The organism is Microlunatus panaciterrae (assembly GCF_016907535.1).
Lineage (GTDB): Bacteria > Actinomycetota > Actinomycetes > Propionibacteriales > Propionibacteriaceae > Microlunatus > Microlunatus panaciterrae.
The window spans coordinates 1,478,171-1,500,150 of record NZ_JAFBCF010000001.1 but is presented as its reverse complement, the minus strand read 5'-3'; the positions used below and the strand labels follow the sequence as shown (position 1 = coordinate 1,500,150).

Sequence of the window (21,980 nt, the reverse complement as noted above, 5' to 3'; positions counted from 1 at the left end):
TGACCGCTGACTTAGGGGTGTGGGGTGGAGCTCGATGACGGAACACGACAGGCGCTGCGGGTAGGTCGCGCCTTCGACGGTGATCAGCAGTTGCCCGGGGGTGCACTGATCCTGCTGGACGGGCCCACCATCGCCGCCGTGCTCCCCGGCGACGCCGCCGCGCCGGAGGGATACCAGGTGACCGACCGTCCGCAGGCGACGGCGTTGCCCGGGCTGATCGACATGCACGTGCACCTCTGTGCCGACAGCGGGGTCGGTGCACTCGACCGGGTGCCCGGCTACAACCCGGACCAGCTGCGGGCGGTGATCGAGGACAGCCTGCGGGTGCAGTTGTCCGTCGGCGTCACCACCGTCCGTGACCTGGGGGACCATCACTATGCCGTGGTGGACTGGCGCGACTCGGTCGGCTCGGCCGGCCGAGGCTGGCCCACGGTCGTCGCAGCCGGACCGCCGATCACCAGCGTCGGTGGTCACTGCTGGTCGATGGGTGGCGCGGTCTCCGGGCCGGCCGCGCTGCGTGCCGCCGTCGCCGAGCATGTCGAGCACGGCGTCGACCTGGTCAAGGTGATGGCGAGCGGCGGCTTCATGACGGTCGGCACCGAGGTGATGCACTGCCAGTTCACCGCCGAGGAGATGGTGCTGCTGGTCGAGGAGGTGCATGCAGCCGGGCTGAGGATCACCGCGCACGCCCACGGGCTGCCCGCCGCCGAACAGGTGATGGCGGCCGGAGTGGACGGCATCGAGCATGGGATGTTCCTGACCGAGCGCGGCCCGCGGATGTCGGAAGAGAACCTGGCGCTACTGGCCGAGTGGCAGATCGCCGTCTGTCCGACGCTCGGCGTCCGGGGGGCGCTGATGCCTCCGCCGCACATGCTCGAGGTGATGACCCGGGCAGGCCTGACGCCGGAGTCCTTCCGGCAGGCGCGGCTGGACCAGGCGCGCCGGATGACGGACGCAGGGGTGCTGCTGGTCTCGGGCAGCGACGGGGGCATCAACCCGGCCAAGCCGCACGGGCTGCTGCCCGAGTCCCTCGAGGAGCTCGTCATTGCCGGGATGCCGACCCGCAAGGCGCTGAGCACGGCGACCTCGGTGGCCGCCCGGGTGGCGGGGCTGGGGGACCGCAAGGGACGGTTGCAGGCCGGCTTCGACGCCGACCTGCTGCTGGTCGACGGCGACCCGCTGGACGACATCCGGGCTCTGCGGGCGGTCGCCGCAGTCTTCGTCGGCGGTCGCCGGGAGCGGTTGGTGGACGGCGTGGGCACGTCGATGGACCTGCCGAGCTCGGTCAGTGAGGGCTCTGCCGGCAGCGCCTGATGTTCGGCCAGGTCGAACGGGCTCACCAGTCGGCGCGGACCAGCACCTTGCCGGGAGCCGGGGACGATCCGGCCAGCTGCTCGAACGCCCTCGGGGCCTGGTCGAACGGCAGCTCTGCGGAGACGAGACCGGCCAGCTCGGCGGCATGACTGCCGGCCCAGCGCGCGGCCCGGGCGAAGTCGGCCCGGGTGTAGCAGAACGACCCGATCAGTGAGCGTTCCATGGTGGTGAGGTCGAAGGCGCCGAACTCGAGCCGTTTCGCCCCCATCCCGACCAGCACCACCGTGCCGCCGGGCCGAGTAGCACCAAGCGCCGCCTGCAGAGTGGCGCTGATTCCGACCGCGTCGATGGTCACGTCTGCTGCCGCACCCGCCCTCGCCCGATACTCCGTGGCCGTGTCAGCGGTCGTCGGGTCGAGGGTGGAGGCGCCCAGTCGGGCGCAGAGGTCGCGCCGCTCGGCGTTGATGTCGCTGACCATGATCAGCTCCGCTCCGGCGTCTCGGGCGGCAAGCACCACCGATTGTCCGATCGGTCCGGCACCGATCACCAGCACCCCATCACCTGCACCGACACCTGCCCGGCGGACGGCGTTGAAGGCGACTGCCAGGGGTTCGATCAGCGCTCCGTGGGCTACCGGCAGGGTGTCGGGCAGCGGAACCACATTGGGCACAGGTACGGCTACGAACTCGGCGAACGCAGCCTGGATCTCCGGGTTGACGCCGATCACCCTCCGGTCGGCACAATGCTGCTCGGCCCCATCGTGGCAGGGGGCGCAGGCTCCGCAGGTGATCAACGGGTTGAAGGTCACCGCCTGTCCGACCCGCAACCCGCTGTCAGCAGGGGTGGCGGCGACAGTGCCGGCCGCCTCGTGGCCCATGATCTGGCCCGGCTGACGGCGACCGTTCTCACCAGTGAAACCGTGCACATCCGTACCGCAGATCCCCACCGCGGTGATCTTGATCAGCACCTCGCCCGCACCCTGCTGGGGTTGCGGGACGTCGGCCACGACCATGCGGCCGAAGTCCTTCAGCACCAATGCGCGCACGATGATCTCCTGGATGGTCCATGATCACGACTCGGGCCGGCCGTCGATGATCGAGCCTAGCGGGTCGGGTCGGGCCCGGCGTGAGTCGCCTGTCGGGTCTCGATACGGCGAGGAGAGTGCTGTTCAGGCCTGCCACGGTCGCTGGGCGCTGATCAGGGAGAAGTACTCACCGTCCGGGCCTGCGGCCGTCGCCATCCGCCCATAGGTGCTGTCCCTCGGTTCGCGCACCACCCGACCACCGAGCTCGGCGACCCTGGCCAGGCTGGCGTCCACGTCGTCGCTGCCGAAGTACACCCCCCAGAAGGAGGGCACCTCGGCCGGGGTGTTCTCGTCCAGCATCCCGATTCCGCCGACGATCCGGTCACCCAGCTTGATCGTCGCATAGGTGAAGGTGTCGTCGCCGATGTCGTCGTAGCTGTAACCGAAGACATCGGTGTAGAAGACGCGGGCCCGCTCGTAGTCGCGGCTCATCATCTCGTTCCAGATCACCGAACCGTGCTCGTTCACCCTGGTGTACCCGGTGTGCTCGCCGGCCTGCCAGGTGCCGAACGCGGCGCCGTCGGGAGCCCCGAAGACCGACATCGTCCCGTAGGAACCGACCTGCATCGGCTCTACGTGCACCTGCCCGCCGGCTTCCTTGACCTTGTCGGCCGTTGCTGCGGCATCACCCACCGCGAGGTAGGTCAGCCACTGGTGCGGGACGTCCCCGGCGCCCGGCATGGTCGGATAGAGGGCCGCCACTGTCTCCCCGCCGATCATCGCGTTGCTGTAACCGCCGTACTGCGGGTCAGCCTGCTGGAACTCCCAGCCGAACAGCTGCCGGTAGAACTCCTGGCTGGCCTCCAGGTTCGAGACCATCAGATCCGTCCAGGCCGGGCACCCCTCCGGCCAGGCTTCCTTGCGCACCGCCATCGCTGGCTCCCTTCTCGTCTCCCCCCACGCTAGACCCGCCCACCGACCTTCGTGAGTCGTCGGGCTGGTCCCCTTCGAAAACTCGACAGAACGCGAGTTTTCCGGCCGGAGGGCGCTGTTCTGGCTTGAAAACTCGGCAGAACGCGACTTTTCGCGGCCGGAGGGGCAGTCTGGGTGGAGAACTCGGCAGAACGCGAGTTTTCGCGGCCGGAAGGCGCTGTTCTGGCTTGAGAACTCGGCAGAACGCGAGTTTTCGCGGCCCGAGGGGCTGTCTGCGTGGAGAACTCGGCAGAACGCGAGTTTTCCGGACGGAGGGCGCTGTTCTGGCTCGACAACTCATCAGAACGCGAGTTTTCGCAGCTGGAATGCGCTGTTCTGGCTTGAGAACTCATCAAAACGCTCGCCGGCGCAGGCCCCTCGGTGCCCGCCAGCAGTCACCCGCTGGTCGAACGGCTTACCCCTAGGCGCCACCACGGTCCTGAACGTGAAGTTGTCGACGCCGTCGCGATCGTGCCTGACCGGCACTTTGATGAGCATTCGCCGGCAATTCGATCAGGTCCGCCAGGCACGCGGCTCAACGGACGAATGTGAACCAGTGCGCATTCGCGTCGAGGGGTTGCGGGGTGCCGGCGAACTCGTGGACACCCACCGACCAGGAGTCGTTGCCTGGGCTGACGAAGCAGACCTCTTCGAACTCGGCTGTCCGGAACCAGCTGCGGATCTGCGGCGTCAGGTCCGGCTCGCGGCGGTGCCTGGTCCAGATAACCTGTGCGCCGGGTCCACACAGCTGCGGTAGCGCCGCGATCGTCGCGCGGACGTCCTGGTCGCTGATGTTGCCGAACACACCACACGTGAGTACAAGGTCAGCCGGCACCGTGTCGGCGTAGATGCTGCTGGCGGCCGCGTCAGCACAGCGGACCTGAAGGCGGGCCTGCGAGCCTTCTATTGCCTCGCGTGCCCGCTCGGCGAGCCCGGCGTCATATTCCACCAGGAGCCCCTCGGCCCGGCTGGCGTCCCGTCGCGATGACAGGACCCCCAGGAGATCGCGGCCATCGCCTGCGCACATGCTGATGACGCGCACGGAGCGAGAGCTTGTCGTATCGAGGCAGCGCGTGATTGCCGTCCGCACCGCTGCGAGTTGTCCAGGGCCGACCCCGGACGTGCGTACGCCTCATGCCACTCGGCCCAGTCTGTGCCCACGACACAGCATGCTGCCAGGTTCCTGGCTCAGATGTTGTGTTGGTCTGGTGGACGTGGCGGCGGGGCTGTCTCCCGGAAAGAGTTGGTTCACCCGTGCGCGTGCTGGTGAGGGTCCCAACCGGGGCGTCAGATCGAACGGGCGTCGCCATCGGCGAATGCTGCGAGAACGTGCCCACCAGCCTCTGTACGCATTGGTCCGGGTACTCACCGCTGAACGTGGCTTTCCAGCCGGTTTCCGTAACTGTCCCAGCTAACTTGGCGCGAACGCAGCGTCCTCGAACAGAACGGCCAGCATGATCAACGACTCTCCGGCGGCCTGATCGCGAGTACGAGCCGCCACATCCTCATTGCCCGCGAACCCAGCCAGCCCCCTTGCATGGCGGAGTTCGCCGCGAGTATTGCCGGGTCGGAGGACGCCGCAGCGTCCCCCTCCGCTGCCGTTCCCGAACCCCGCCGCTCCGGCGCCAAGAGGGTGATCAGTCGTACGCGCGGCTGCCTGGTGGCGCCCCTGGCGTCAGTGCCGACCGAGCTCGCCGTCGATCCGGCGCCAGATGCCGAGGGTGTTCTGCTCCCTCAGCGCTTCCGGCAGTACGGACTCGGGCGCATCCTGATAGGTGACCGGCCGCTGGAAACGGCGGCCGGCGGTCGCGCCGACCGAGGTATGGATCGAGGTGGTGGCCGGCCACGGTCCGCCGTGCTGCTGTGACCAGGTGACCGCAACGCCCGTTGGCCAGCCCCCGAAGAGCACCCGGCCGGCGCGAGCGGCCAGCCGCTCGGCCAGGTCCGCGAGGTGCTCTCCCTCGGCGGCGTGCAACGTAGCGGTGAGCGAACCCTCGATCACGTCCAGCGCCGCATCCCGTTCGGCCGTGTCGTGATAGGCGACGAGCAGGGTGACCGGGCCGAAGCACTCCTCCAGCAAGGTCTGAGGATCGGCCGCGACGGCCGCTGCGGTGGTGAGCAGCACCACCGGCTCTGCCGGCCGGTCGGGATCCTGGTCGACCTCACCGGCGAGGACCTTGACGTTGCCCTCGGCAGCCAGCTTCTGCAGGCCTGCCGGGTAGGCCTCGGCGATCCGCTCGGTGAGCATCTCACCGCCCCTCGCCTCGGCGAAGGCTGCCACCACCGCGTCCTCGAAACCGGTGCCGGCGGGGAACAGCACCACACCGGGCTTCGTGCAGAACTGGCCGACACCCAGGGTGAACGAGCCGACCAGACCGGTGGCCAGCTTCTGCGCCCCGGCAAGTGCAGCCGCCTCGGTGATCACCACCGGGTTGATGCTGCCCAGCTCCCCGTAGAAGGGAATCGGGTCCGGGCGGGACGAGGCGAGGTCGAACAGCGCACGGCCGCCGGAGAGCGAGCCGGTGAAGCCGACAGCCTTGATGTTCCGGTCCTGCACCAGGTCGGTGCCGGCCTGCCTGCCCTCGACCAGGGAGAATGACCCGGCCGGCGCGCCGGCGGCCTCGAGCGCCGCGGAGACGATCTCGGCGGTGCGGCGGGACAGCTCGGTGTGGCCGGAGTGGGCCTTGACCACAACGGGGCAGCCGACGGCCAGTGCTGATGCGGTGTCACCACCGGCCACACTGAAGGCGAACGGGAAGTTGCTGGCCGAGAAGACGCCGACAGGTCCGATCGGCTTCAGCACCCGGCGCAGGTCGGGGTTGGGTGGGACGGCCTCGGAGTTGGGGTGGTCGATGGTGGCCTCGAGGTAGGCACCGTCGACGATCACGCGAGCGAACATCCGCAGTTGAGCTGTGGTGCGGGCCACTTCGCCGGTCAGCCGCGCCTCAGGCAGATGGGTCTCGCGCTGGGCGATGGAGACGAGCTCCACTGCCGCCGCGTCGATGGCATCGGCGATGGCGGCCAGGAAGCGGGCGCGGTCCACGTCGGAGGTGGCGGCCAGTGCAGGAGCGGCAGCGGCGGCCGCGGCAGTTGCCTCAGCCACGGTGCTGGTGGTCGACGTTGCGGTCACGATCGGTTCCTCTCAGTCGGACTGCGGCTGTTCGCCGGTCACGGTGTCGGTACTGGTTGTTCGGCGCCCGGGGCGAAGCTGAAGCCGAGCCCTGGGCGCTCGTCGATGATCAGCTGCTCACCGCTGCGGATCACCGGCGTCGGTTCGGTGACCAGACCCAAGGTAGCGAACGAGGTGTCCTCGACCTCCTCGACCCATACCCGCTCGGGCAGTACGGCAGCCAGCTGGGCCGACAGGTCGGTCAGCAGGTGAGGTGCCAGCTGCAGGGAGAACCCGCGGGCCAGCTGGGCGATCCGAAGGAAGGGGGTGATGCCGCCGACCCTGATGATGTTGGGCTGCACGACGTCGATCGCGCCGGCGGTGATCAGGTCGCGGAAACGGTAGACGTGGTGTACGTTCTCGCCGGCTGCGATCGGGACCCTGGTCCGCTGCCGGAACGCGATGTACGCCGCGGTGTCGTCGGCTCGGAACGGCTCCTCGATCCAGTGCAGGTCGAAGGGTTCGAGAGCTGCCATCGCCCGGGTGGCGCTCGGCAGGTCCCATCGCTGGTTGGCGTCGATCATCAGCTTGCGTCCCGGACCGATGATCCGGCGTACGGCTGCCACCCGTTCGACGTCGCGCGAGAGGTCGGGGCTGCCGACCTTCATCTTCACGCCGGGGTAACCGGCGGCGACCCATCGGTGTGCCTGGTCCGTCAGCTCATCCAGCTCGTAGTGGAGGTTGACGCCACTGCCGTAGACGGTGACAGCCTGGTGCTGGCGGCCGATCAGTGAGGTGACCGAGCGTCCGGCGGCGCGAGCCTGCAGGTCCCACAGGGCCAGGTCGAGCCCGCCGATGGCGATGCTCGTGACCCCGCCACCGCCGGCTTCATGCAGATGGGTCCACAGCCGGTCCCAGAGCACGGCCGGGTGGGCGGGTTGTCCGAGCGCAAAGGCCCGGATGTCGTTGTCCAGCAGGGCCTGCACGGACTGCGGCCCGATCGTCGGCGTCCAGCTGAACCCGGTGCCGGTGCTGCCATCGCTGGCGTGCACCTCGACCACGAGAAGGTGGGTCTCGGAAACGCCGGGGCCCCATGGTCGCGGCAGCTTGGCCGTCAGCAGCCTGGTGCGGACCTCCTCGATAACCGGGTCGATCATGCCGAGGCGAGCCGGTGGCCGTGGGCGAGGATCTCGGCCAGTGTGGCCAGGTCGGCCGGTGTGGGGTCGACCAGCGGCGGCCTGACCGAGCCGACATCGAGCCCGGACTGCCGTACCCCGGCCTTGATCAGCGAGACGGCATAACCGGGCACCCTGTCCCGCAGCGCCACCAGAGGCTCGTAGAACCCGGTCAGCAGGTCGGTTCGGCGTTCCTCGTTCCCGTCCATGTAGGCGCGGTAGAACGCGGTCGCGATCTCGGGCGCCATCGCGAACACGGCTGAGGAGTACAGCGGCACCCCGATGCCACGGAAGGCGGCCTGGGTCAGCTCGGCGGTCAGCAGGCCGTTGAAGAACTGGAAGTCCGTGCGTCCCGTTGCCCTGACCGCGAGCACGATGCGCTGGGTTTCGCCGATGTCACCGACACCGTCCTTGAAGCCGATCACCTGCGGATCCCGGGCCAGCCGGGACATCGCCGACGCGGTGAACTTGGCGTTCGCGCGGTGGTACACCACCAGCGGAAGATCGGTGGCGGCGGCGATCGCCTCCACATAGGCAACCAGGCCGTCGACGGGGGCATTCACCAGATACGGGGGGAGTACCAGCAGACCGTCCGCACCGGCGTCGGCCGCTGCCCTGGCGCATTCGAGGGCGTGCCCGAGGGGGCCGCCGGCGCCGCTGAGCACCGGCGCAGCCCCACCGGTCGCCTGCACGGTGGTGCTGACGACGGCGGAGACCTCGGCCACCGAGAGGGTGTGGAACTCGCCGGTGCCGCAGGCGGGAAAGAGGCCGCCGGGGGAGTGTCCCAGCCGCGACTGGACATGATCCTTGAGTACCGCGGTGTCCACCCGGCCCGCCCGGTCGAAGGCAGTCACCGGGAAGAAGAGGACTCCGTCAAACCTCATACTGCGCTCCTCGATCGATGATGATCACTATCCGCTGCCACGTCGTCGACCAGTTCCGTCCGCCAGCTGCGTTTCGGGCGCCAGCCCAGCAGCGCCTCCGCCTTGGCCACCGAGAACGCCGGAGCCGTGCCGGTCAGTCCTGCCGACAGCTCCTCGGTGCCGGGGTGGAACTGGGGCATCAGCTCGCAGAGCGGCCGCCGGGCCATGGCATCCGATGCGCCCACGAAAAACACGTCCCCATTCGGCAGCTGATGGGCCGCACGCAGCCACCGGTCGACGAAGTCGGCGGCGTCACGGGCGTCGACGTAGTTGAACAACGACACCGCCGCCAGCGCCGGATCGTCGAGGCGCTCACGGACGGTGTGGCCCTGCTGGGTCGGTGCGCCGTTCCACTCATCCGGAGAGATCACGAAACAGGGCCGGAACGATCCGAGCCTGATCTTGTCGCCGTACTGGGCGGTGAACATGGCCACTATCGACTCCATGGTCATCTTCGACAGCGCATAGGCGTTCCAGGGCCTGAGCCGGTGCTTCTCGTCGATCGGCAGATAGTCCGGCTGCCAGCCGAGCGGCGAGCCATAGCCCAGCGGCGTCGGGCTGGAGGCCACCAGGATCCTGCTGGTTCCGTGCGCGACAGCAGCCTGCAGGGTCTGGAAGGCGATGGCGGTGTTGGTCTGCAGGATGACGTGCTCGGGCGCGGTGAAAGGTACGGCGATCGCGGCCAGGTGAACCAGGGCCTCCGGCCGGGCCTGCGCCAGGGCCGCGTCGGCGGCCTCGTTGTCGGTCAGGTCAGCGACGATCTGCTGCGCCGGCAGGGTGGGATGTCGGTGCCGATCGATCGAGATGACCTCATGACCGGCGGCGGCCAGGCCGGTCACCACACTGACCCCGAGCCGGCCGCCGCCGCCGGTGACGGCGACTCTGAGGTTGCCCTCGGTCATACCGCCTCCTCCTCCGTCAGCGGCAGGCCGAAGTCGGACAGGTGGACCGGCTCGCCGGTGGCCAGGCTCTGGTTGCCGGAGACGCCGACGAGCACGCTGCGGATGCCGTCCAGGTAACCGGCCGCACGTCGCAGCGGATCCTCGGTTGCACCGCGGAACACGTCGTCGAGCAGCATCGCGTCGCCGCCGCCGTGGGAGCCGGCGCCCTCCGGGATCGGCACCTCGACGGCCGACTCCCAGTGCTTCTGCAGCAGGATCCGGGCGCCCACCGGACGCAGCTCCTCATCGCCGCTGGTCGCCTCGTCCGGCTGAGCGCTCGGATCGACGACCGGAGCCACGTCGGCGTTGCTGCCCCGGACAGCCGCGGCCGGCACCGATGACCGTTCGATCACCTCAAGCTCGAGCCGGCCGGCGGTCCCGTTCACCCCGACCCGGTAGCCCTCCCAGGGTGCATGCGCGTTCAGGGAGTAGCTCAGGGACGGACCACCGCGGAACCCCACCAGCAGGCTCAGGTTGTCCTCGATCGTGATGCCCGGCGCGAAGACGTCCTGATCACGGTGGTAGCCGTCGACATGCTCGGCGTCCAGGTAGAGCCGCCGCAGCTTGTCGTCGGCCGCCAGGTCCAGGTGGAACGGGTCGGTTGCCGGGTCGGTGTCGCGGCTGAGCAGCGGCCGCGCGCCCAGCCCACGTTCGGCAGCGTTCTTATCCCCGTAGAACCGCAGGCCGCCCAGCGCGAAGACGGTCTGGGGAACGTCGTCCAACCACCAGTTGATCAGGTCGAAGTGATGGGTGGACTTGTGGACCAGCAGGCCGCCCGAGTTGGACTTCTCCCGGTGCCAACGCCGGAAGTAGTCGGCGCCGTGGGAGGTGTCGAGCACCCACTCGAAGTGCATCGAGGTCACGTCGCCGATGGCACCCTCGGCGATCAGCTGGCGCAGAGTGGAGTTGCGTGGGGAGTAGCGATAGTTGAAGGTGACGACGAGGGTCCCCTTGGACCTGCGGACCGACTCGACGATGGACTCGATCCGGTCGGCCGTGGTCGTCATCGGCTTCTCGCTGATGACGTCGATGTCGCGGTCGAGGGCAGCGCAGATGTAGTCGGAGTGGGTGTAGTCGGGCGAGGTGACGATCACCCCGTCGGGCCGCTGCTCATCCAGCAGGCGGCCGAAGTCCGCGGCGTCGTAGGTCGCTGCCGCTTCCTGGCCGTGCTCGGTGATCTTCGTGTTGTAGAGGGCCATCCGGACCGAGTTCGTGTCGCACAGGGCGACCGGCCTGCCCACATCGGCGTGTGTGGTCAGCAGGGCATTGATGTACATGTCTGCACGGGACCCAGTCCCGACGATCGCGTACCTCTTCGGACTCGTCGCCACGAGAGCTCCTCTCAAATCAAGTAACCGGTTTCCGCACTCTATCCCGGTCCGTCCAGGACGGCAACCCACTGGTTCGGGTCGGTTTTCGTAGTGTTGCTAGGGTGTGCTGACCGGCCCGGATCGCTTGCAGAAAAGGGTGTGGCAGCGAGACCGATGGCTGATAGGGGCTACCAGATGGCGCGACAGAAGAGCGGGGAGCGGATCACCATCGGTGACGTCGCCGCGCTGGCCGGAGTGTCCAGAGCAACCGTTTCCAGGGTCATGAACGGGTTGGCGACGGTCGATCGCTCGATCGCGGACCGTGTTCTGGCGGCGGCGAAGCAGCTCAACTACATGCCCAGCGTCGCTGCCCGGAGCCTCGCGCTGGGCCGCACCCATACCGTCGGCTACGTGGTGCCGGACCTCACCAATCCCGCTTTCCACGGCGCCATGCGTGGCCTGAGCCTGGCTGCGGCCAAGCAGCATTACCGGGTGCTGGTGGCCGACACCGCCGAGCATGCGGAGGAGGAACCCATCCTCGCCATCGAGACCCGCCGGCGCTGTGACGCCCTGGTCCTGTGCGCCCCGCGGATGCCGCAGGACGAGCTGCTGCGGCTGCTACCCGAGCTGGCCCCGGTCGTCCTGCTCAACCGGGATGCCGGCGACGAGTCGACCCCACTGCTGGGCATCGACTGGGCTTCGGGCGTCCGTGATCTGGTCCGACATCTGGTGGGGCTGGGGCACCGTCGCATCGCCTATCTCGCCGGGCCACCGAGCAGCGCCTCGAACACTGACCGGCTGAAGGGCTTCGAGAGCCTGCGCGACGCCATCGATCTGGTGCAGATCCCCTGCGGAGCGATGTTCTCCGACGGACATGCCGCGGCAGGACAGGTGCTCGACTCGGATGTGACCGCGGTGATCGCCTTCAACGACGTGGTGGCGCTGGGACTGCTCGGGGCCCTGCACGAGCTGGGAGTCCAGGTGCCGGGCCAGCTGTCCGTTGCGGGCTTCGACGACATCCCCTTCGCTGCGTTCACCAGTCCCGCCCTCACCACCGCCTCGGTGCCGCAGCTGGAGCTCGGAGAGCTCGCCTGGCAACGGTTGTGGGCCATGCTCAACGGCGAACGGCCGGAGCACAGCGTGGTCTTCCGGCCACGGCTGGTCGCCCGGGGCAGCACCGGTCAGGCCTCGGACTAGCTGCCGCACCCGAGATATCGGTTTCTCACAAGGTTCCTCAGGGTTCGATCGAGGACGGCCTGGCGACCACCGGTGCAACCCCGGCCCAACGGGACGACGGACCGTGATTGAGCGGGAAACGAGCAATTCAAGGGAAGCCCAGGGATGGTCCTTCCTCGCCGAGTGCTTGACAACAGCACTCAGCCTTGATAGGAAAGCGGTTACTTGCATCTGCGGTCGGTCCGAGATGACCCGCCGCAACCCGGACAACGCTCTCGGGGACGCGGACGAGCGTCGCCCTCGGAAAGGAAGCGAACGGTCAATGACGACTAGGGACTTTGTGATCAGTAGGCGCGGAGCGCTGAAACTGGGACTGGGGGCGACCGCGGCGGTTGCACTCACCGCTACCGGATGCGGCAGCGGTGGCGGTGCCGGTGGTGCCAAGAATGCCGACGGCAAGGTCGAGCTGCGCTTGACCTGGTGGGGAAACGACACCCGCAATGCCAACACCGCCAAGCTGGTCGAGGCCTACCAGAAGGCCAACCCGAATGTGGTGATCAAACCGGAGAGCGGCGAGTGGGCCAGCTACTGGGACAAGCTGGCGACCCAGGTGGCCGCCAATGACGCTCCAGACATCATCCAGATGGATGAGAAGTACATTCGCGAGTACGGCGGGCGCGGCGCGCTCCTGGATCTGGCCAAGAACGGCCTGGACACGTCGAAGTTCGCACCCGGAACGGTCAAGCCCGGTGAGAGCAAGGACGGCCTGATGGGCATCAACGCCGGCGTCAACGCACCGGTCATCCTGGCCAACCCCAAGGTCTTCAAGGCAGCCGGCGTCGACCTCCCCGATGACAAGACCTGGACCTGGGACGACTTCAAGCGGATCGCTGTCGAGATCACCAGGAAGAGCCCGAAGGGGACCTACGGCTCCACCTCCCCGATGGCCAACGATGCCACCCTGAGCGGTTTCCTGCGGCAGCGAGGCAAGGCCCTGTTCACCGAGGACAGTCTGGGGTTCGAGGCCGCGGACGCGCAGGCGTTCTACGACTGGATCATGGAACTGCAGAAGGCGAAGGCCATCCCGTCGCCGGACGAGGTCGCCGAGGATGACGGCAAGTCGCTGGACCAGTCCTCCTTCGCCATCGGCAAGGCAGGCTTCGGCTGGGTCTGGTCAAACCAGCTCAACGCCTATGACGCGGCCTCCGGTGAGGACATCAAGATCCTGCGCTACCCGAGCCAGACAGGCAAGGCGGCCGACGCCAAGCTCTGGTACAAGGCCTCCATGTTCTGGTCCGCCTCCTCGCGGACGAAGAACGCCGAGGAAGTGGTGAAGTTCATCAACTGGCTCTCCAACTCGGTCGACGCGGGTGCGATCCAGACCACCGAGCGGGGAGTTCCGCCGAACCTCGACGTACGCGAGAAGATCGCCGACAAGCTCACCAAGTCGGACAAGAAGACCATCGCCTTCATCGAGGCGATCGAGCCGGAGCTGGGCGACACCCCGCTGCCGCCTCCGGTCGGGGCGGGCAACTTCCCCGACATCCAGAAGCGCTATGGGCAAGACGTCATCTTCGGCCGTTCCTCGTCGGCCGACGCGGCGAAGAAGCTGATCGACGAGGTCAAGGGGAACATCTCCTCCGCAAGCTGAGCGCGGCGGGTGGGCGCAGGCCCACCCGCAGCCGCAGCGGCCAGATCATCCAGTGGAGCAACTACCAGGAGACCTTGTGAGCGCAGAGAAGATCGAGGGGTGGCCGCTGCTGAGCCGCCGTCCCCCGGGACGTGCTGAGGCGGTGAAGCGATGAGTGTCGTCGGTGAGCTGAACTCGCTCCGGAGACCCAAAGGTGCCAAGAAGGGCGAGAAGGAGGAGAGCCCCGACAATAAGGCCGGCTATCTCTTCCTGGCGCCGTGGCTGATCGGATTGTTCCTGATCACGATCGGTCCGATGCTGGCGTCGCTGTATCTGTCCTTCACCGACTACAACCTGATCCAGCCACCCGAGTGGATCGGGCTGGACAACTTCCACCGCATGCTCGGCGACAGCCGACTGCTCAACTCGTTGAAGGTGACGTTCACCTACGTGTTCGTCTCGGTGCCCCTGCAGCTCGCACTGGCGCTGCTGATCGCGCTGGTGCTCGACCGGGGCATGCGGGGGTTGGCGTTCTACCGTTCGGTGTTCTACCTGCCGTCCCTGCTGGGCTCCTCGGTGGCCATCGCGATCCTGTGGCGCCAGATCTTCGGCACCAGCGGGCTGGTGAACCAGGTGCTGGGGCACCTGGGGGTGCAGAGCCCGCCCGGCTGGATCTCCAACCCCGACACGGCACTCAGCACCATCATCCTCCTGCATGTCTGGACCTTCGGCTCACCCATGATCATCTTCTTGGCTGGGCTCAGACAGATCCCGCGGATGTACTACGAGGCGGCGGAGGTGGACGGCGCCGGTACGCTGACCCGGTTCTCCAAGATCACCCTGCCGCTGTTGTCACCGATCATCTTCTTCAACCTCGTGCTGCAGATCATCGGCGCCTTCCAGTCCTTCACCCAGGCATTCATCGTTTCGGGTGGCAGCGGGGGACCATCGGACTCCACCATGTTCTACACGCTGTACCTGTACCAGAAGGGTTTCGGACAGTTCGACATGGGCTATGCCTCAGCCTTGGCGTGGCTCCTGCTGGTGATCATCGCCGCATTCACCGTGATCAACTTCATCGCCGCAAAGTATTGGGTGTTCTACGATGACTAGTCTCAGCAGCTCCACCCTCACCACCACCGGCAACGGTCTGGACCGATCGGGCACCTCCGCCGAGGGCACCGGCTCCGGTCGGCCCAAGAAGTCGCCCGTCCTGTCAGCCGTCAAGTCAGTGGCGAAGCACGTACTGCTGATCGCTGCCGGCCTGCTGATGCTCTACCCGCTGCTCTGGATGGCGGTGAGCTCATTGCGTCCCAACGACCTGATCTTCCGTCAACCGGGGCTGTGGCTGAAGACGCTGCACGTGCAGAACTACAGCGAGGGCTGGACGGCGCTGGCTCAACCGTTCGGACGCTATCTGCTGAACTCGGCCATCGTGGTGATCGGCGCCATCGTCGGCAACCTGGTCTCCTGTTCGCTGGCTGCGTACGCCTTCGCGAGGCTGCGGTTCAAGGGGCGCAAGATCTGGTTCGCGATCATGCTGCTGACCATCATGCTGCCCGTTCACGTCGTCGTGGTCCCGCAATACATCCTGTTCTCCCAACTCGGCTGGGTGAACACCTTCTGGCCGCTGGTGCTGCCGAAGTTCCTGGCGACGGATGCGTTCTTCGTCTTCCTGATGGTGCAGTTCATCAGGGGCATCCCGCGGGACCTGGACGAGGCGGCCCGAATCGACGGCTGCGGGCATTTGAAGATCTTCTGGCACGTCATCCTGCCGCTGATGCTGCCGGCCCTGGCGACGACGGCGATCTTCACGTTCATCTGGACGTGGAACGACTTCTTCACGGCACTGATCTATCTGACCTCACCGGACATGTTCACCGTGCCGGTCGCGCTCAGGTCGTTCATCGACTCCACCGGCGGCAGCAACTGGGGAGCGATGTTCGCCATGTCGATCGTCTCGCTGTTGCCGGTCTTCTTCGCCTTCCTGTTCGGTCAGAAGTTCCTGATCAAGGGCATCTCCACTACGGGCATCAAGTAGCCGCCGGATGACCGACCTGGAAGAGCACCAGATCAAGCGTGACCGGCTGCTCAAGATCCTGGCAGACCATGGTGCGGACCGGCTGCTGCTGACCTCGCAGACGGCCCTCGCCTGGTATCTGGAGGGAGCCCGCATCCATGTCAGCCTGGCCGCGCCGCCGATCGTGGCACTGCTGGTCTCCAGCGAGGCCGACGAGCTGATCCTGACCAGCAACGAGGCCGACCGACTGGTCAGCGAGGAGCTGCCGTCCTGGGTGCGGGTCCGGGAGGTCGGCTGGCAGCAGCAGCCCGCCTTGGCTGCGACAGGCGACGTCCTCGCCGAGGACGCCGTGGCTGCTGAGCTGCGGGCCGCCCGTACGCCCCTGCTCCCGTCCGAGACGGACCGGTTCCGCTCTCTAGGGGCGGGGACCGCCAGGCTGCTCACCGAGGTGCTGTCCGGCTGCCGACCGGAACAGCCCGAGCGTGAGGTGGCGGCAGCTGTGACTGCGGGCGTCGTCGCGCTCGGCGCCGAGCCGCTGGTTGTGCTGGTCGGTGGCGCCGAGAGGGTGCGACACCGGCATCCGTTGCCCACTGCCGCCCCGCTCGGGCGACGCGCCCTGGTGGTGGTGTGCGCCCGCCGGGACGGGTTGGTGATCAATGTCAGCCGATGGGTGCGGTTCGGCCCACCGACCGAGGTGGAGAGCTCCGCGGACCGCCGCATCCTGGAGGTGGAGTCCGCCTTCCTCGACGCACTCCGGCCCGGCAGCACGCTCGGTGAGGTGCTGGATGCGGGCCGCCAGGCCTACCCGGGTTACGGGTTCGACCGGGACGAGTGGCGTCGGCACCATCAGGGCGGGGTCGCCGGCTACGCCGGGCGGGACCCCCGGGCCACCGAGGGTGCACCGGACCGGATCTGCCTCGGGCAGGCGTTCGCCTGGAACCCGAGCGCGCCCGGCTGCAAGGTGGAGGACACGGTGCTGCTGACGGGTGACGGGATCGAGGTGCTGACGGTCGACCCGCGCTGGCCGACGGTGGAGTGTGCCGGGCGTCTCCGACCGGCCGTGCTGGAGTTGCGGCCCTGAAAACCTGGATGCGCTTGCGATGGGTGGCCTCGAGACAAGCGTGAGCCCGGCTCGAGACCCGTCACCAGATCCGGGATCTCAGGGTGCGCAGCGCCGCAGCCGCTCCATCGAGTTGCTGAGGTGCAGCCGCACCGCGGCGCGGGCCGTCTCCGGCTCGCGGCGGCCGATGGCAGCAGCCACGTTCTCGTGCTCGGTGCACACGGCCGCGAACCGGGCGGCTGCCGAGGGTTGGATCGCCGCCGAGAGCCGGGCCCGCGGCAGCGCGATCATGGTGGGCCCCAGCGAGCTGATCAGGTCGCCGTAGTAGCGGTTGCCGCTGGCCAGGGCGACCCGGAGATGGAACTGGAAGTCGGCGTCGACCGCCGCACTGGGCCGCTCGGAGCTCTGCCGGAGCCTGTCCAGGGCCGCCCAGATGCCCTCGAGCTGGACGTCGGTCCGCGACACCGCGGCCAGCCCGGCAGCCTCGACCTCGATGCCGATCCGGAAGGCCAGCAGCTCGACCATCTCCTCCACCGAGCGCTGGCTGCCGGGGTCGAAGCTGGTGCTGCTCGGCCTGGCCAGCACGAAGCTGCCTCGACCTCGGTAGGTCTCGACCAGTCCGGCCGCCTGCAGCCGCGAGAGCGCCTCGCGGACCACGGTCCGGCTGACCCCACGACCCTCGGCCAGCTCAGCCTCGGTCGGCAACCGTGCTCCCGGCGCCAGTTCCCCCTCCTGGATCTGCTGGGTCAGCTCGGCCACCAGAGCGTTGGCCAGGCTGGGCCGACCCTGCTGCTTTCCTGGTCGCACAGCTGAGGAGGTCACGGCCGCTCCGGTCGCGGGGTGCCCACCTGATGGCGAGCGACGGTCCAGCCGGCCACCCGGTCGCTCAGGGTGACGCCGAGCCCTGGGCGGTCGGGTACGACCATCCTGCCGTCACTGATCTCCATCCGTTCGTTGAACAGCGGTTCGAGCCAGTCGAAGTGCTCGACCCATGGCTCGCGGGGGTAGGCGGCGGCCAGGTGCAGGTGGATCTCCATGGCGAAGTGCGGCGCCAGCATCAACCCCTGGTGGTCGGCCAGGGCGGCGATCCGCAGGAACTGGGTGATTCCGCCGACCCGAGGAGCATCGGGCTGCAGGTAGTCGGTGGCCGAGCGCTCGATGTAGCGCCAGTGCTCGGCCACGCTGGTCAGCATCTCGCCGGTCGCGATCGGGGTGTCGAACTCCGCCGTCAGCCTGGCATGGCCCTCGACGTCGTCGGCGTCCAGCGGCTCCTCGATCCAGACCAGTCCGAACTGTTCAAGCGCCCGGCAGCACCGCCGCGCCTGGGGTCGGTCCCACTGCTGGTTGGCGTCGACCATCAGGGCGACGTCATCCCCGAGATGGGACCTGATCGCCGCCACCCGGGCCAGGTCCGTCGCCGCGTCCGGTTGGCCCACCTTGATCTTGATGCCGCCGATGCCGGCTTCGAGCGTGCGGGTGGCGTTGTCCTTGATCTGCGCCAGCGGGGTGTGCAGGAACCCGCCGGAGGTGTTGTAACAGCGCACCGAGTCCCGGTGAGCGCCGAGCAGCTTCGCCAGCGGCAGCCCGGCCCGTTTGGCCTTGAGATCCCACAGGGCGATATCGAACGCCGCCAGCGCCTGGGTGGCCAGGCCGGCACGGCCGACCGAGGCCCCGGCCCAGACCAGCTTCTGCCAGAGCCGGCCGATGTCGTTGGCATCCTCTCCGAGAAGATCGCCGGCGACCTCTCTGGCGTGGGCGAACTGGCCCGGCCCTCCGGCCCGTTTCGAGTAGCTGAAACCGAGACCTGTGTGCCCGTCCTCGGTGGTGATCTCGGCGAACAGGAAGGCCACCTCGGTCATCGGGCGTTGCCGGCCGGTCAGCACCTTGGCGTCGCTGACCGGAGTGTCCAGTGGCAGCAGCACGGAGGAGAGGGCGATGTGGGCGATGGCGGCCGGCGGCGGGACGGCGCGCGGACTGGTATCGGGGGTCATGGTGTTCCTGATGATGGGGGCCGGCTGGAAAAGTTGTCATACAACATATCAGGTTGTCGTACGAGTGAAATCCCTGCACGCGGGACGGCCACCAGTAGGGTGACGGCGTGACCCAGTTCGCGAAGTCCTCCCCACTCCCGCGTCCGGGGCGGACGCTGGTGATGGGTGTCGTCAATGTCACACCCGACTCGTTCTCCGACGGTGGCGAGTGGTTCGAGCCGGACGCCGCCATCGCCCATGGCTTGGCGTTGCTCGCGGAGGGTGCCGACCTGATCGACGTCGGTGGCGAGTCGACCCGCCCGGGAGCCAAGCGACCGGACAGTGCCGAGGAGCTCCGCCGGGTGATTCCGGTCATCACTGCGCTGGCTGCAGCCGGCGCCGTGGTCAGCGTCGACACGATGCGATCGGAGGTCGCCGCGGCGGCGATCGACGCCGGCGCAGTGCTGGTCAATGACGTCTCCGGCGGACGCGCCGATCCGCAGATGCTGACCACGGTCGCCGACCGCGGTGTCGCCTATGTCTGCATGCACTGGCGCGGACACGGCGAGGACATGCAGTCGCGGGCCGTCTACGACGACGTCGTGGCCGAGGTGGTGGACGAGCTGTCCGAGCAGGTCGGGGCGGCGCTCAAGGCCGGCATCGGGGCCGAACGGCTGATCCTCGACCCGGGTTTCGGCTTCGCCAAGACCGGCGAGCACAACTGGCAGCTGCTGCAGCGGCTGGACGAGATCGAGGCGCTCGGCTACCCGCTGCTGATCGGGGTGTCCCGCAAGACGTTCCTGGGTACGCTGCTGGCCGATGAGGCCGGCCGGCCGCGACCGGCAACGCAGCGAGACGACGCCTCGATGGCCCTGACCGCGTTGGTGGCGGCGCGAGGCGTGTGGGGCGTGCGAGTGCACACAGTTCGCCCGAACCGTGACGCGGTGGCTGTCGCGCAGCGGCTCCGCACCACTCGATAGATCCGCGCGGGCTCGTCAGAAGTTCACCTCGCCGCCGCCGACACGTCCCGCTGCTCGGACCGGTGGCGTTTGCGGGGTCAGATAGGGTCGCTGTGACGAGGAGGTGACATGCCAGAACTTCCAGTACGCCACATCCCGCCAGCGGATGCGCCGGACCGGGTGGCGTTGAAGGGGATTTCGGGATTCGGGCACCATGGTGTCTTCGCCTTCGAGCGGGAACAGGGCCAGCGGTTCGTGGTGGACGTCGTCTGCGCGCTGGATCTGGAACCCGCTGCGCGCAGTGACGATCTGACCGATACCTTGGACTACGGTTCCCTGGCGGCAGCCGTCGTAAAGGACATCGAGGGGGAACCGCTGGATCTGATCGAGTCCCTGGCGGCCAGAATTGCTCGCACCTGTCTGAGCAATCAGCGTGTTGACGCGGTCGAGGTCACTGTGCACAAACCTGACGCGCCAATGCCGGTAGATGTGGCCGATGTGGCCGTCACGCTGACAAGGAGTAGGACATATGAGTAGTCCCAACCCGTATGCCATCGATGCCGACACGTTGAGCGGCATGAAGCCGCTGAAGAAGGTCGTCTACTCGGTGGGGTCCAACCTGGGGGACCGATTGGCCAACCTCCAGGGCGCGGTCGACGCGATCAGGGACACTCCCGACGTCATCGTCGTCGACGTGTCCTCCGTGTACGAGTCCGACTCGGTCGGCGGCCCCGAGGACGCGCCCAAGTTCCTCAACCTCGTCATCGTCGCTGAGACGACGCTCGAGCCCCGGACGCTGCTCGAGCGTGCGCTTGCCGTCGAGGACGCGTTCGGCCGGGTCAGGACCGAGCGCTGGGGTCCTCGGACGCTGGATGTCGACCTGATCATGGTCGGCAGCACCATCACCGACCAGGACGACATGAAGCTGCCGCACCCCTTGGCGCACCAGCGGGCCTTCGTGCTGGCGCCCTGGGCCGAGATCGACGCCACCGGGGAGCTTCCGGGTCGGGGTTCGGTCTCCGACCTGCTCGCGGCGGCCGGAGCAGACAGCGTCACCAGACGCGACGACCTCGCGGTCGAGAGCGACTGACGCCGGCGAGGCAGCCACAGTGCGTGACGAGACTCAGCGTGACCAGATTCCCCCCGAGGAGCCGCAGCGACCCGAGACCGGCTCCATCGCGCTGACGTCGTCCCGTGCGGTCGCGGTGGCGTTCCTCTTCGGCCTGCTGATCGGCTGGTTCGTCGTGCTGGCCGCCAACGCGCTGGGGGCTCTGTCACCTCAGGTCCCGTGGTCCGCGCCGATCGCGCTGCTGCTCGCGGCCGGACTCGTCGGCATCCTGGCCTACGGCACCCACCAGCGGATCCAGGTGCGGCGCAGCTTCGTCGAGCCGCACCGGGCGGTCTCGATGCTGGTGCTCGGCAAGACCGCAGCCCTGGCCGGGGCCCTGGTCGCCGGCGGCTACCTCGCCTTCGGACTGATGTTCGTCGGCCGCTGGGAGGCCGACATCCCCCGGGAGCGCGTCATCCGCTCCGCCGTCTCCGTCGTCTCGGGCATTGCCATGACGGTGGCCGGGCTGCTGCTGGAACGCGCCTGCAAGGTGCCGAAGTCGGAGGACGACGAGGAGTCGGATTCCCCCCACCGGTGACCGCGGGCACGACCCGGTGTGCCGGTGCCGCGAATCCATCGCGGCCGGGGCTAGGGTTTCCCTCGTGACTTCCCCCGCTCCCAGCCGAAAGGCATCCCCCTCTCAGATGAGACGGATCTCTCAAGCAGTCCTGGTCGCTGGTGCGGTGCTCTCCGCCGCTGCAGCAGTCGGGCCCGTCTGGGTCGTCCGGTCCGGCGTCGTGCTGGCGGTCATCGCCGGCATAGTCGCCTGCGGCTACGCCTGGCGCGAGCTGGCCCAGTCGCGTCGCGACCAGGCGGAGAAGCTGCTGAGGGTGACCAAGGATCACGGCGCCGCGCTCAGCGCCGAGCGTCGGCACAATGGCGCGGTGGTGCAGACCCTGGCCCAGCGGGCCACCGCGGCCTGCAACGAGGTCGAGCGGTTGCGGATCACCATCGCCGAGCTGCAGACGACCATCTCCAGCCTGAACGGGGACAAGGCCTTCCTGACCGGTGAGATTCGCGAACGGGAAACCGCCATCGCTTCGCTGGAGCAGAGCCTGCGGTCCCGCGAGGCCGAGCTGGCCGCGCTCCAGGACGACGACGCGGAGGTGCACGCCATGCCTCGTCGCGTCCTCTCCGAGCATCGAACCGGCCGGGCGGTCGAGGCGGACCGGTCCGTCGACGCAGACCCTTCGACGGTGGTTGATCTCAAGACGATGGCGACAGCGATGGCGATGCCCAACTACGAAGAGGACAGGCGCCAAGCCTGACCTCCAGCCCTGATCCCCAGC

The 21,980-nt window shown here is 68.2% G+C and carries 22 protein-coding genes; 11 read left to right on the top strand and 11 right to left on the bottom strand.

Annotated elements, in window-relative coordinates; translation table 11 throughout:
• Window positions 1-24: 24 nt before the first annotated feature.
• Window positions 25-1,314 (top strand): amidohydrolase family protein, encoded by a 1,290-nt coding sequence (locus JOE57_RS06845; protein WP_338041202.1) that lies wholly within the window; start codon window positions 25-27, stop codon window positions 1,312-1,314.
• Between the two features lie 22 nt (window positions 1,315-1,336).
• On the opposite strand, the gene JOE57_RS06840 is transcribed toward JOE57_RS06845, so the two are convergent.
• The 9 genes from JOE57_RS06840 to JOE57_RS06800 all read right to left on the bottom strand — a co-directional run bounded on the left by JOE57_RS06840 (window position 1,337) and on the right by JOE57_RS06800 (window position 10,789).
• Complete coding sequence (locus tag JOE57_RS06840; RefSeq protein ID WP_204916984.1) at window positions 1,337-2,359, bottom strand: zinc-binding dehydrogenase; 1,023 nt, start codon at window positions 2,357-2,359, stop codon at window positions 1,337-1,339.
• A gap of 123 nt (window positions 2,360-2,482) precedes the next feature.
• Window positions 2,483-3,271, bottom strand: a complete 789-nt coding sequence (locus JOE57_RS06835; RefSeq protein WP_204916983.1) for a VOC family protein — start codon at window positions 3,269-3,271, stop codon at window positions 2,483-2,485.
• A 339-nt stretch (window positions 3,272-3,610) separates the two neighbouring features.
• Window positions 3,611-3,808, bottom strand: coding sequence for a hypothetical protein (locus JOE57_RS06830; protein WP_204916982.1), 198 nt, complete (start codon window positions 3,806-3,808; stop codon window positions 3,611-3,613).
• A 37-nt stretch (window positions 3,809-3,845) separates the two neighbouring features.
• A complete protein-coding gene (locus JOE57_RS06825) occupies window positions 3,846-4,259 on the bottom strand; it encodes a class I SAM-dependent methyltransferase (protein ID WP_204916981.1) in 414 nt (137 codons plus the stop codon).
• A gap of 726 nt (window positions 4,260-4,985) precedes the next feature.
• Window positions 4,986-6,440: an aldehyde dehydrogenase family protein gene (locus JOE57_RS06820; protein ID WP_204916980.1), complete on the bottom strand. Its 1,455-nt coding sequence runs from the start codon at window positions 6,438-6,440 to the stop codon at window positions 4,986-4,988.
• 38 nt (window positions 6,441-6,478) lie between these two features.
• Window positions 6,479-7,576: a mandelate racemase/muconate lactonizing enzyme family protein gene (locus JOE57_RS06815; RefSeq protein WP_204916979.1), complete on the bottom strand. Its 1,098-nt coding sequence runs from the start codon at window positions 7,574-7,576 to the stop codon at window positions 6,479-6,481.
• A complete protein-coding gene (locus JOE57_RS06810) occupies window positions 7,573-8,478 on the bottom strand; it encodes a 5-dehydro-4-deoxyglucarate dehydratase (RefSeq protein ID WP_204916978.1) in 906 nt (301 codons plus the stop codon). Before JOE57_RS06810 ends, JOE57_RS06815 begins: the two co-directional genes overlap by 4 nt.
• Window positions 8,475-9,419: an NAD-dependent epimerase/dehydratase family protein gene (locus JOE57_RS06805; RefSeq protein WP_204916977.1), complete on the bottom strand. Its 945-nt coding sequence runs from the start codon at window positions 9,417-9,419 to the stop codon at window positions 8,475-8,477. The genes JOE57_RS06810 and JOE57_RS06805 overlap by 4 nt, the downstream gene beginning before the upstream one ends.
• Window positions 9,416-10,789: a Gfo/Idh/MocA family protein gene (locus tag JOE57_RS06800; RefSeq protein WP_338041201.1), complete on the bottom strand. Its 1,374-nt coding sequence runs from the start codon at window positions 10,787-10,789 to the stop codon at window positions 9,416-9,418. The genes JOE57_RS06805 and JOE57_RS06800 overlap by 4 nt, the downstream gene beginning before the upstream one ends.
• Before the next feature lie 174 nt (window positions 10,790-10,963).
• Between JOE57_RS06800 and JOE57_RS06795 the strand changes: the two genes are divergently transcribed.
• From JOE57_RS06795 to JOE57_RS06775, 5 genes are all read left to right on the top strand, one after another.
• Complete coding sequence (locus JOE57_RS06795) at window positions 10,964-11,965, top strand: LacI family DNA-binding transcriptional regulator (protein WP_204916975.1); 1,002 nt, start codon at window positions 10,964-10,966, stop codon at window positions 11,963-11,965.
• Window positions 11,966-12,266: 301 nt separating this feature from the next.
• On the top strand, window positions 12,267-13,595 hold the full coding sequence (locus JOE57_RS06790; protein ID WP_239578866.1) for an ABC transporter substrate-binding protein: 1,329 nt from the start codon (window positions 12,267-12,269) through the stop codon (window positions 13,593-13,595).
• A 150-nt stretch (window positions 13,596-13,745) separates the two neighbouring features.
• On the top strand, window positions 13,746-14,687 hold the full coding sequence (locus JOE57_RS06785) for a carbohydrate ABC transporter permease (RefSeq protein WP_204916974.1): 942 nt from the start codon (window positions 13,746-13,748) through the stop codon (window positions 14,685-14,687).
• Window positions 14,680-15,615, top strand: a complete 936-nt coding sequence (locus JOE57_RS06780; RefSeq protein WP_204916973.1) for a carbohydrate ABC transporter permease — start codon at window positions 14,680-14,682, stop codon at window positions 15,613-15,615. Before JOE57_RS06785 ends, JOE57_RS06780 begins: the two co-directional genes overlap by 8 nt.
• Window positions 15,616-15,622: 7 nt before the next feature.
• On the top strand, window positions 15,623-16,675 hold the full coding sequence (locus JOE57_RS06775) for a M24 family metallopeptidase (RefSeq protein WP_204916972.1): 1,053 nt from the start codon (window positions 15,623-15,625) through the stop codon (window positions 16,673-16,675).
• A gap of 78 nt (window positions 16,676-16,753) precedes the next feature.
• Here the strand turns inward: JOE57_RS06775 and JOE57_RS06770 are convergent, their stop codons facing one another.
• Entirely contained in the window at window positions 16,754-17,476 is a 723-nt protein-coding gene (locus JOE57_RS06770) for a FadR/GntR family transcriptional regulator (protein WP_338041200.1), read from the bottom strand.
• Complete coding sequence (locus tag JOE57_RS06765; RefSeq protein WP_204916971.1) at window positions 17,473-18,645, bottom strand: L-talarate/galactarate dehydratase; 1,173 nt, start codon at window positions 18,643-18,645, stop codon at window positions 17,473-17,475. Before JOE57_RS06765 ends, JOE57_RS06770 begins: the two co-directional genes overlap by 4 nt.
• 161 nt (window positions 18,646-18,806) lie before the next feature.
• Between JOE57_RS06765 and folP the strand changes: the two genes are divergently transcribed.
• The 5 genes from folP (at window position 18,807) to JOE57_RS06740 (ending at window position 21,959) form a co-directional block, all read left to right on the top strand.
• Window positions 18,807-19,604, top strand: a complete 798-nt coding sequence (gene folP / locus JOE57_RS06760) for a dihydropteroate synthase (RefSeq protein WP_204920285.1) — start codon at window positions 18,807-18,809, stop codon at window positions 19,602-19,604.
• Between the two features lie 108 nt (window positions 19,605-19,712).
• Window positions 19,713-20,120, top strand: coding sequence for a dihydroneopterin aldolase (folB, locus tag JOE57_RS06755; protein WP_204916970.1), 408 nt, complete (start codon window positions 19,713-19,715; stop codon window positions 20,118-20,120).
• Window positions 20,113-20,673 (top strand): 2-amino-4-hydroxy-6-hydroxymethyldihydropteridine diphosphokinase, encoded by a 561-nt coding sequence (gene folK / locus JOE57_RS06750; RefSeq protein ID WP_204916969.1) that lies wholly within the window; start codon window positions 20,113-20,115, stop codon window positions 20,671-20,673. The genes folB and folK overlap by 8 nt, the downstream gene beginning before the upstream one ends.
• A gap of 19 nt (window positions 20,674-20,692) precedes the next feature.
• Window positions 20,693-21,229 carry a DUF3180 family protein gene (locus JOE57_RS06745; RefSeq protein ID WP_204916968.1) on the top strand — a complete coding sequence of 179 codons (537 nt, stop codon included), beginning with the start codon at window positions 20,693-20,695 and terminating at the stop codon, window positions 21,227-21,229.
• A gap of 106 nt (window positions 21,230-21,335) precedes the next feature.
• Window positions 21,336-21,959, top strand: a complete 624-nt coding sequence (locus JOE57_RS06740; protein WP_204916967.1) for a hypothetical protein — start codon at window positions 21,336-21,338, stop codon at window positions 21,957-21,959.
• Window positions 21,960-21,980: the final 21 nt, after the last annotated feature.

Bases quoted from the DNA above. Each gene is read 5' to 3' on its own strand.
- JOE57_RS06810 (WP_204916978.1), bottom strand. From the start codon at position 8,478: ATGAGGTTTGACGGAGTCCTCTTCTTCCCGGTGACTGCCTTCGACCGG.
- JOE57_RS06740 (WP_204916967.1), top strand. From the start codon at position 21,336: ATGAGACGGATCTCTCAAGCAGTCCTGGTCGCTGGTGCGGTGCTCTCC.
- JOE57_RS06835 (WP_204916983.1), bottom strand. From the start codon at position 3,271: ATGGCGGTGCGCAAGGAAGCCTGGCCGGAGGGGTGCCCGGCCTGGACG.
- JOE57_RS06805 (WP_204916977.1), bottom strand. From the start codon at position 9,419: ATGACCGAGGGCAACCTCAGAGTCGCCGTCACCGGCGGCGGCGGCCGG.
- JOE57_RS06790 (WP_239578866.1), top strand. From the start codon at position 12,267: ATGACGACTAGGGACTTTGTGATCAGTAGGCGCGGAGCGCTGAAACTG.
- folK (WP_204916969.1), top strand. From the start codon at position 20,113: ATGAGTAGTCCCAACCCGTATGCCATCGATGCCGACACGTTGAGCGGC.
- JOE57_RS06815 (WP_204916979.1), bottom strand. From the start codon at position 7,576: ATGATCGACCCGGTTATCGAGGAGGTCCGCACCAGGCTGCTGACGGCC.
- JOE57_RS06765 (WP_204916971.1), bottom strand. From the start codon at position 18,645: ATGACCCCCGATACCAGTCCGCGCGCCGTCCCGCCGCCGGCCGCCATC.
- folB (WP_204916970.1), top strand. From the start codon at position 19,713: ATGCCAGAACTTCCAGTACGCCACATCCCGCCAGCGGATGCGCCGGAC.
- JOE57_RS06785 (WP_204916974.1), top strand. From the start codon at position 13,746: ATGAGTGTCGTCGGTGAGCTGAACTCGCTCCGGAGACCCAAAGGTGCC.
- JOE57_RS06795 (WP_204916975.1), top strand. From the start codon at position 10,964: ATGGCGCGACAGAAGAGCGGGGAGCGGATCACCATCGGTGACGTCGCC.
- JOE57_RS06830 (WP_204916982.1), bottom strand. From the start codon at position 3,808: ATGCTCATCAAAGTGCCGGTCAGGCACGATCGCGACGGCGTCGACAAC.
- folP (WP_204920285.1), top strand. From the start codon at position 18,807: ATGGGTGTCGTCAATGTCACACCCGACTCGTTCTCCGACGGTGGCGAG.
- JOE57_RS06775 (WP_204916972.1), top strand. From the start codon at position 15,623: ATGACCGACCTGGAAGAGCACCAGATCAAGCGTGACCGGCTGCTCAAG.
- JOE57_RS06780 (WP_204916973.1), top strand. From the start codon at position 14,680: ATGACTAGTCTCAGCAGCTCCACCCTCACCACCACCGGCAACGGTCTG.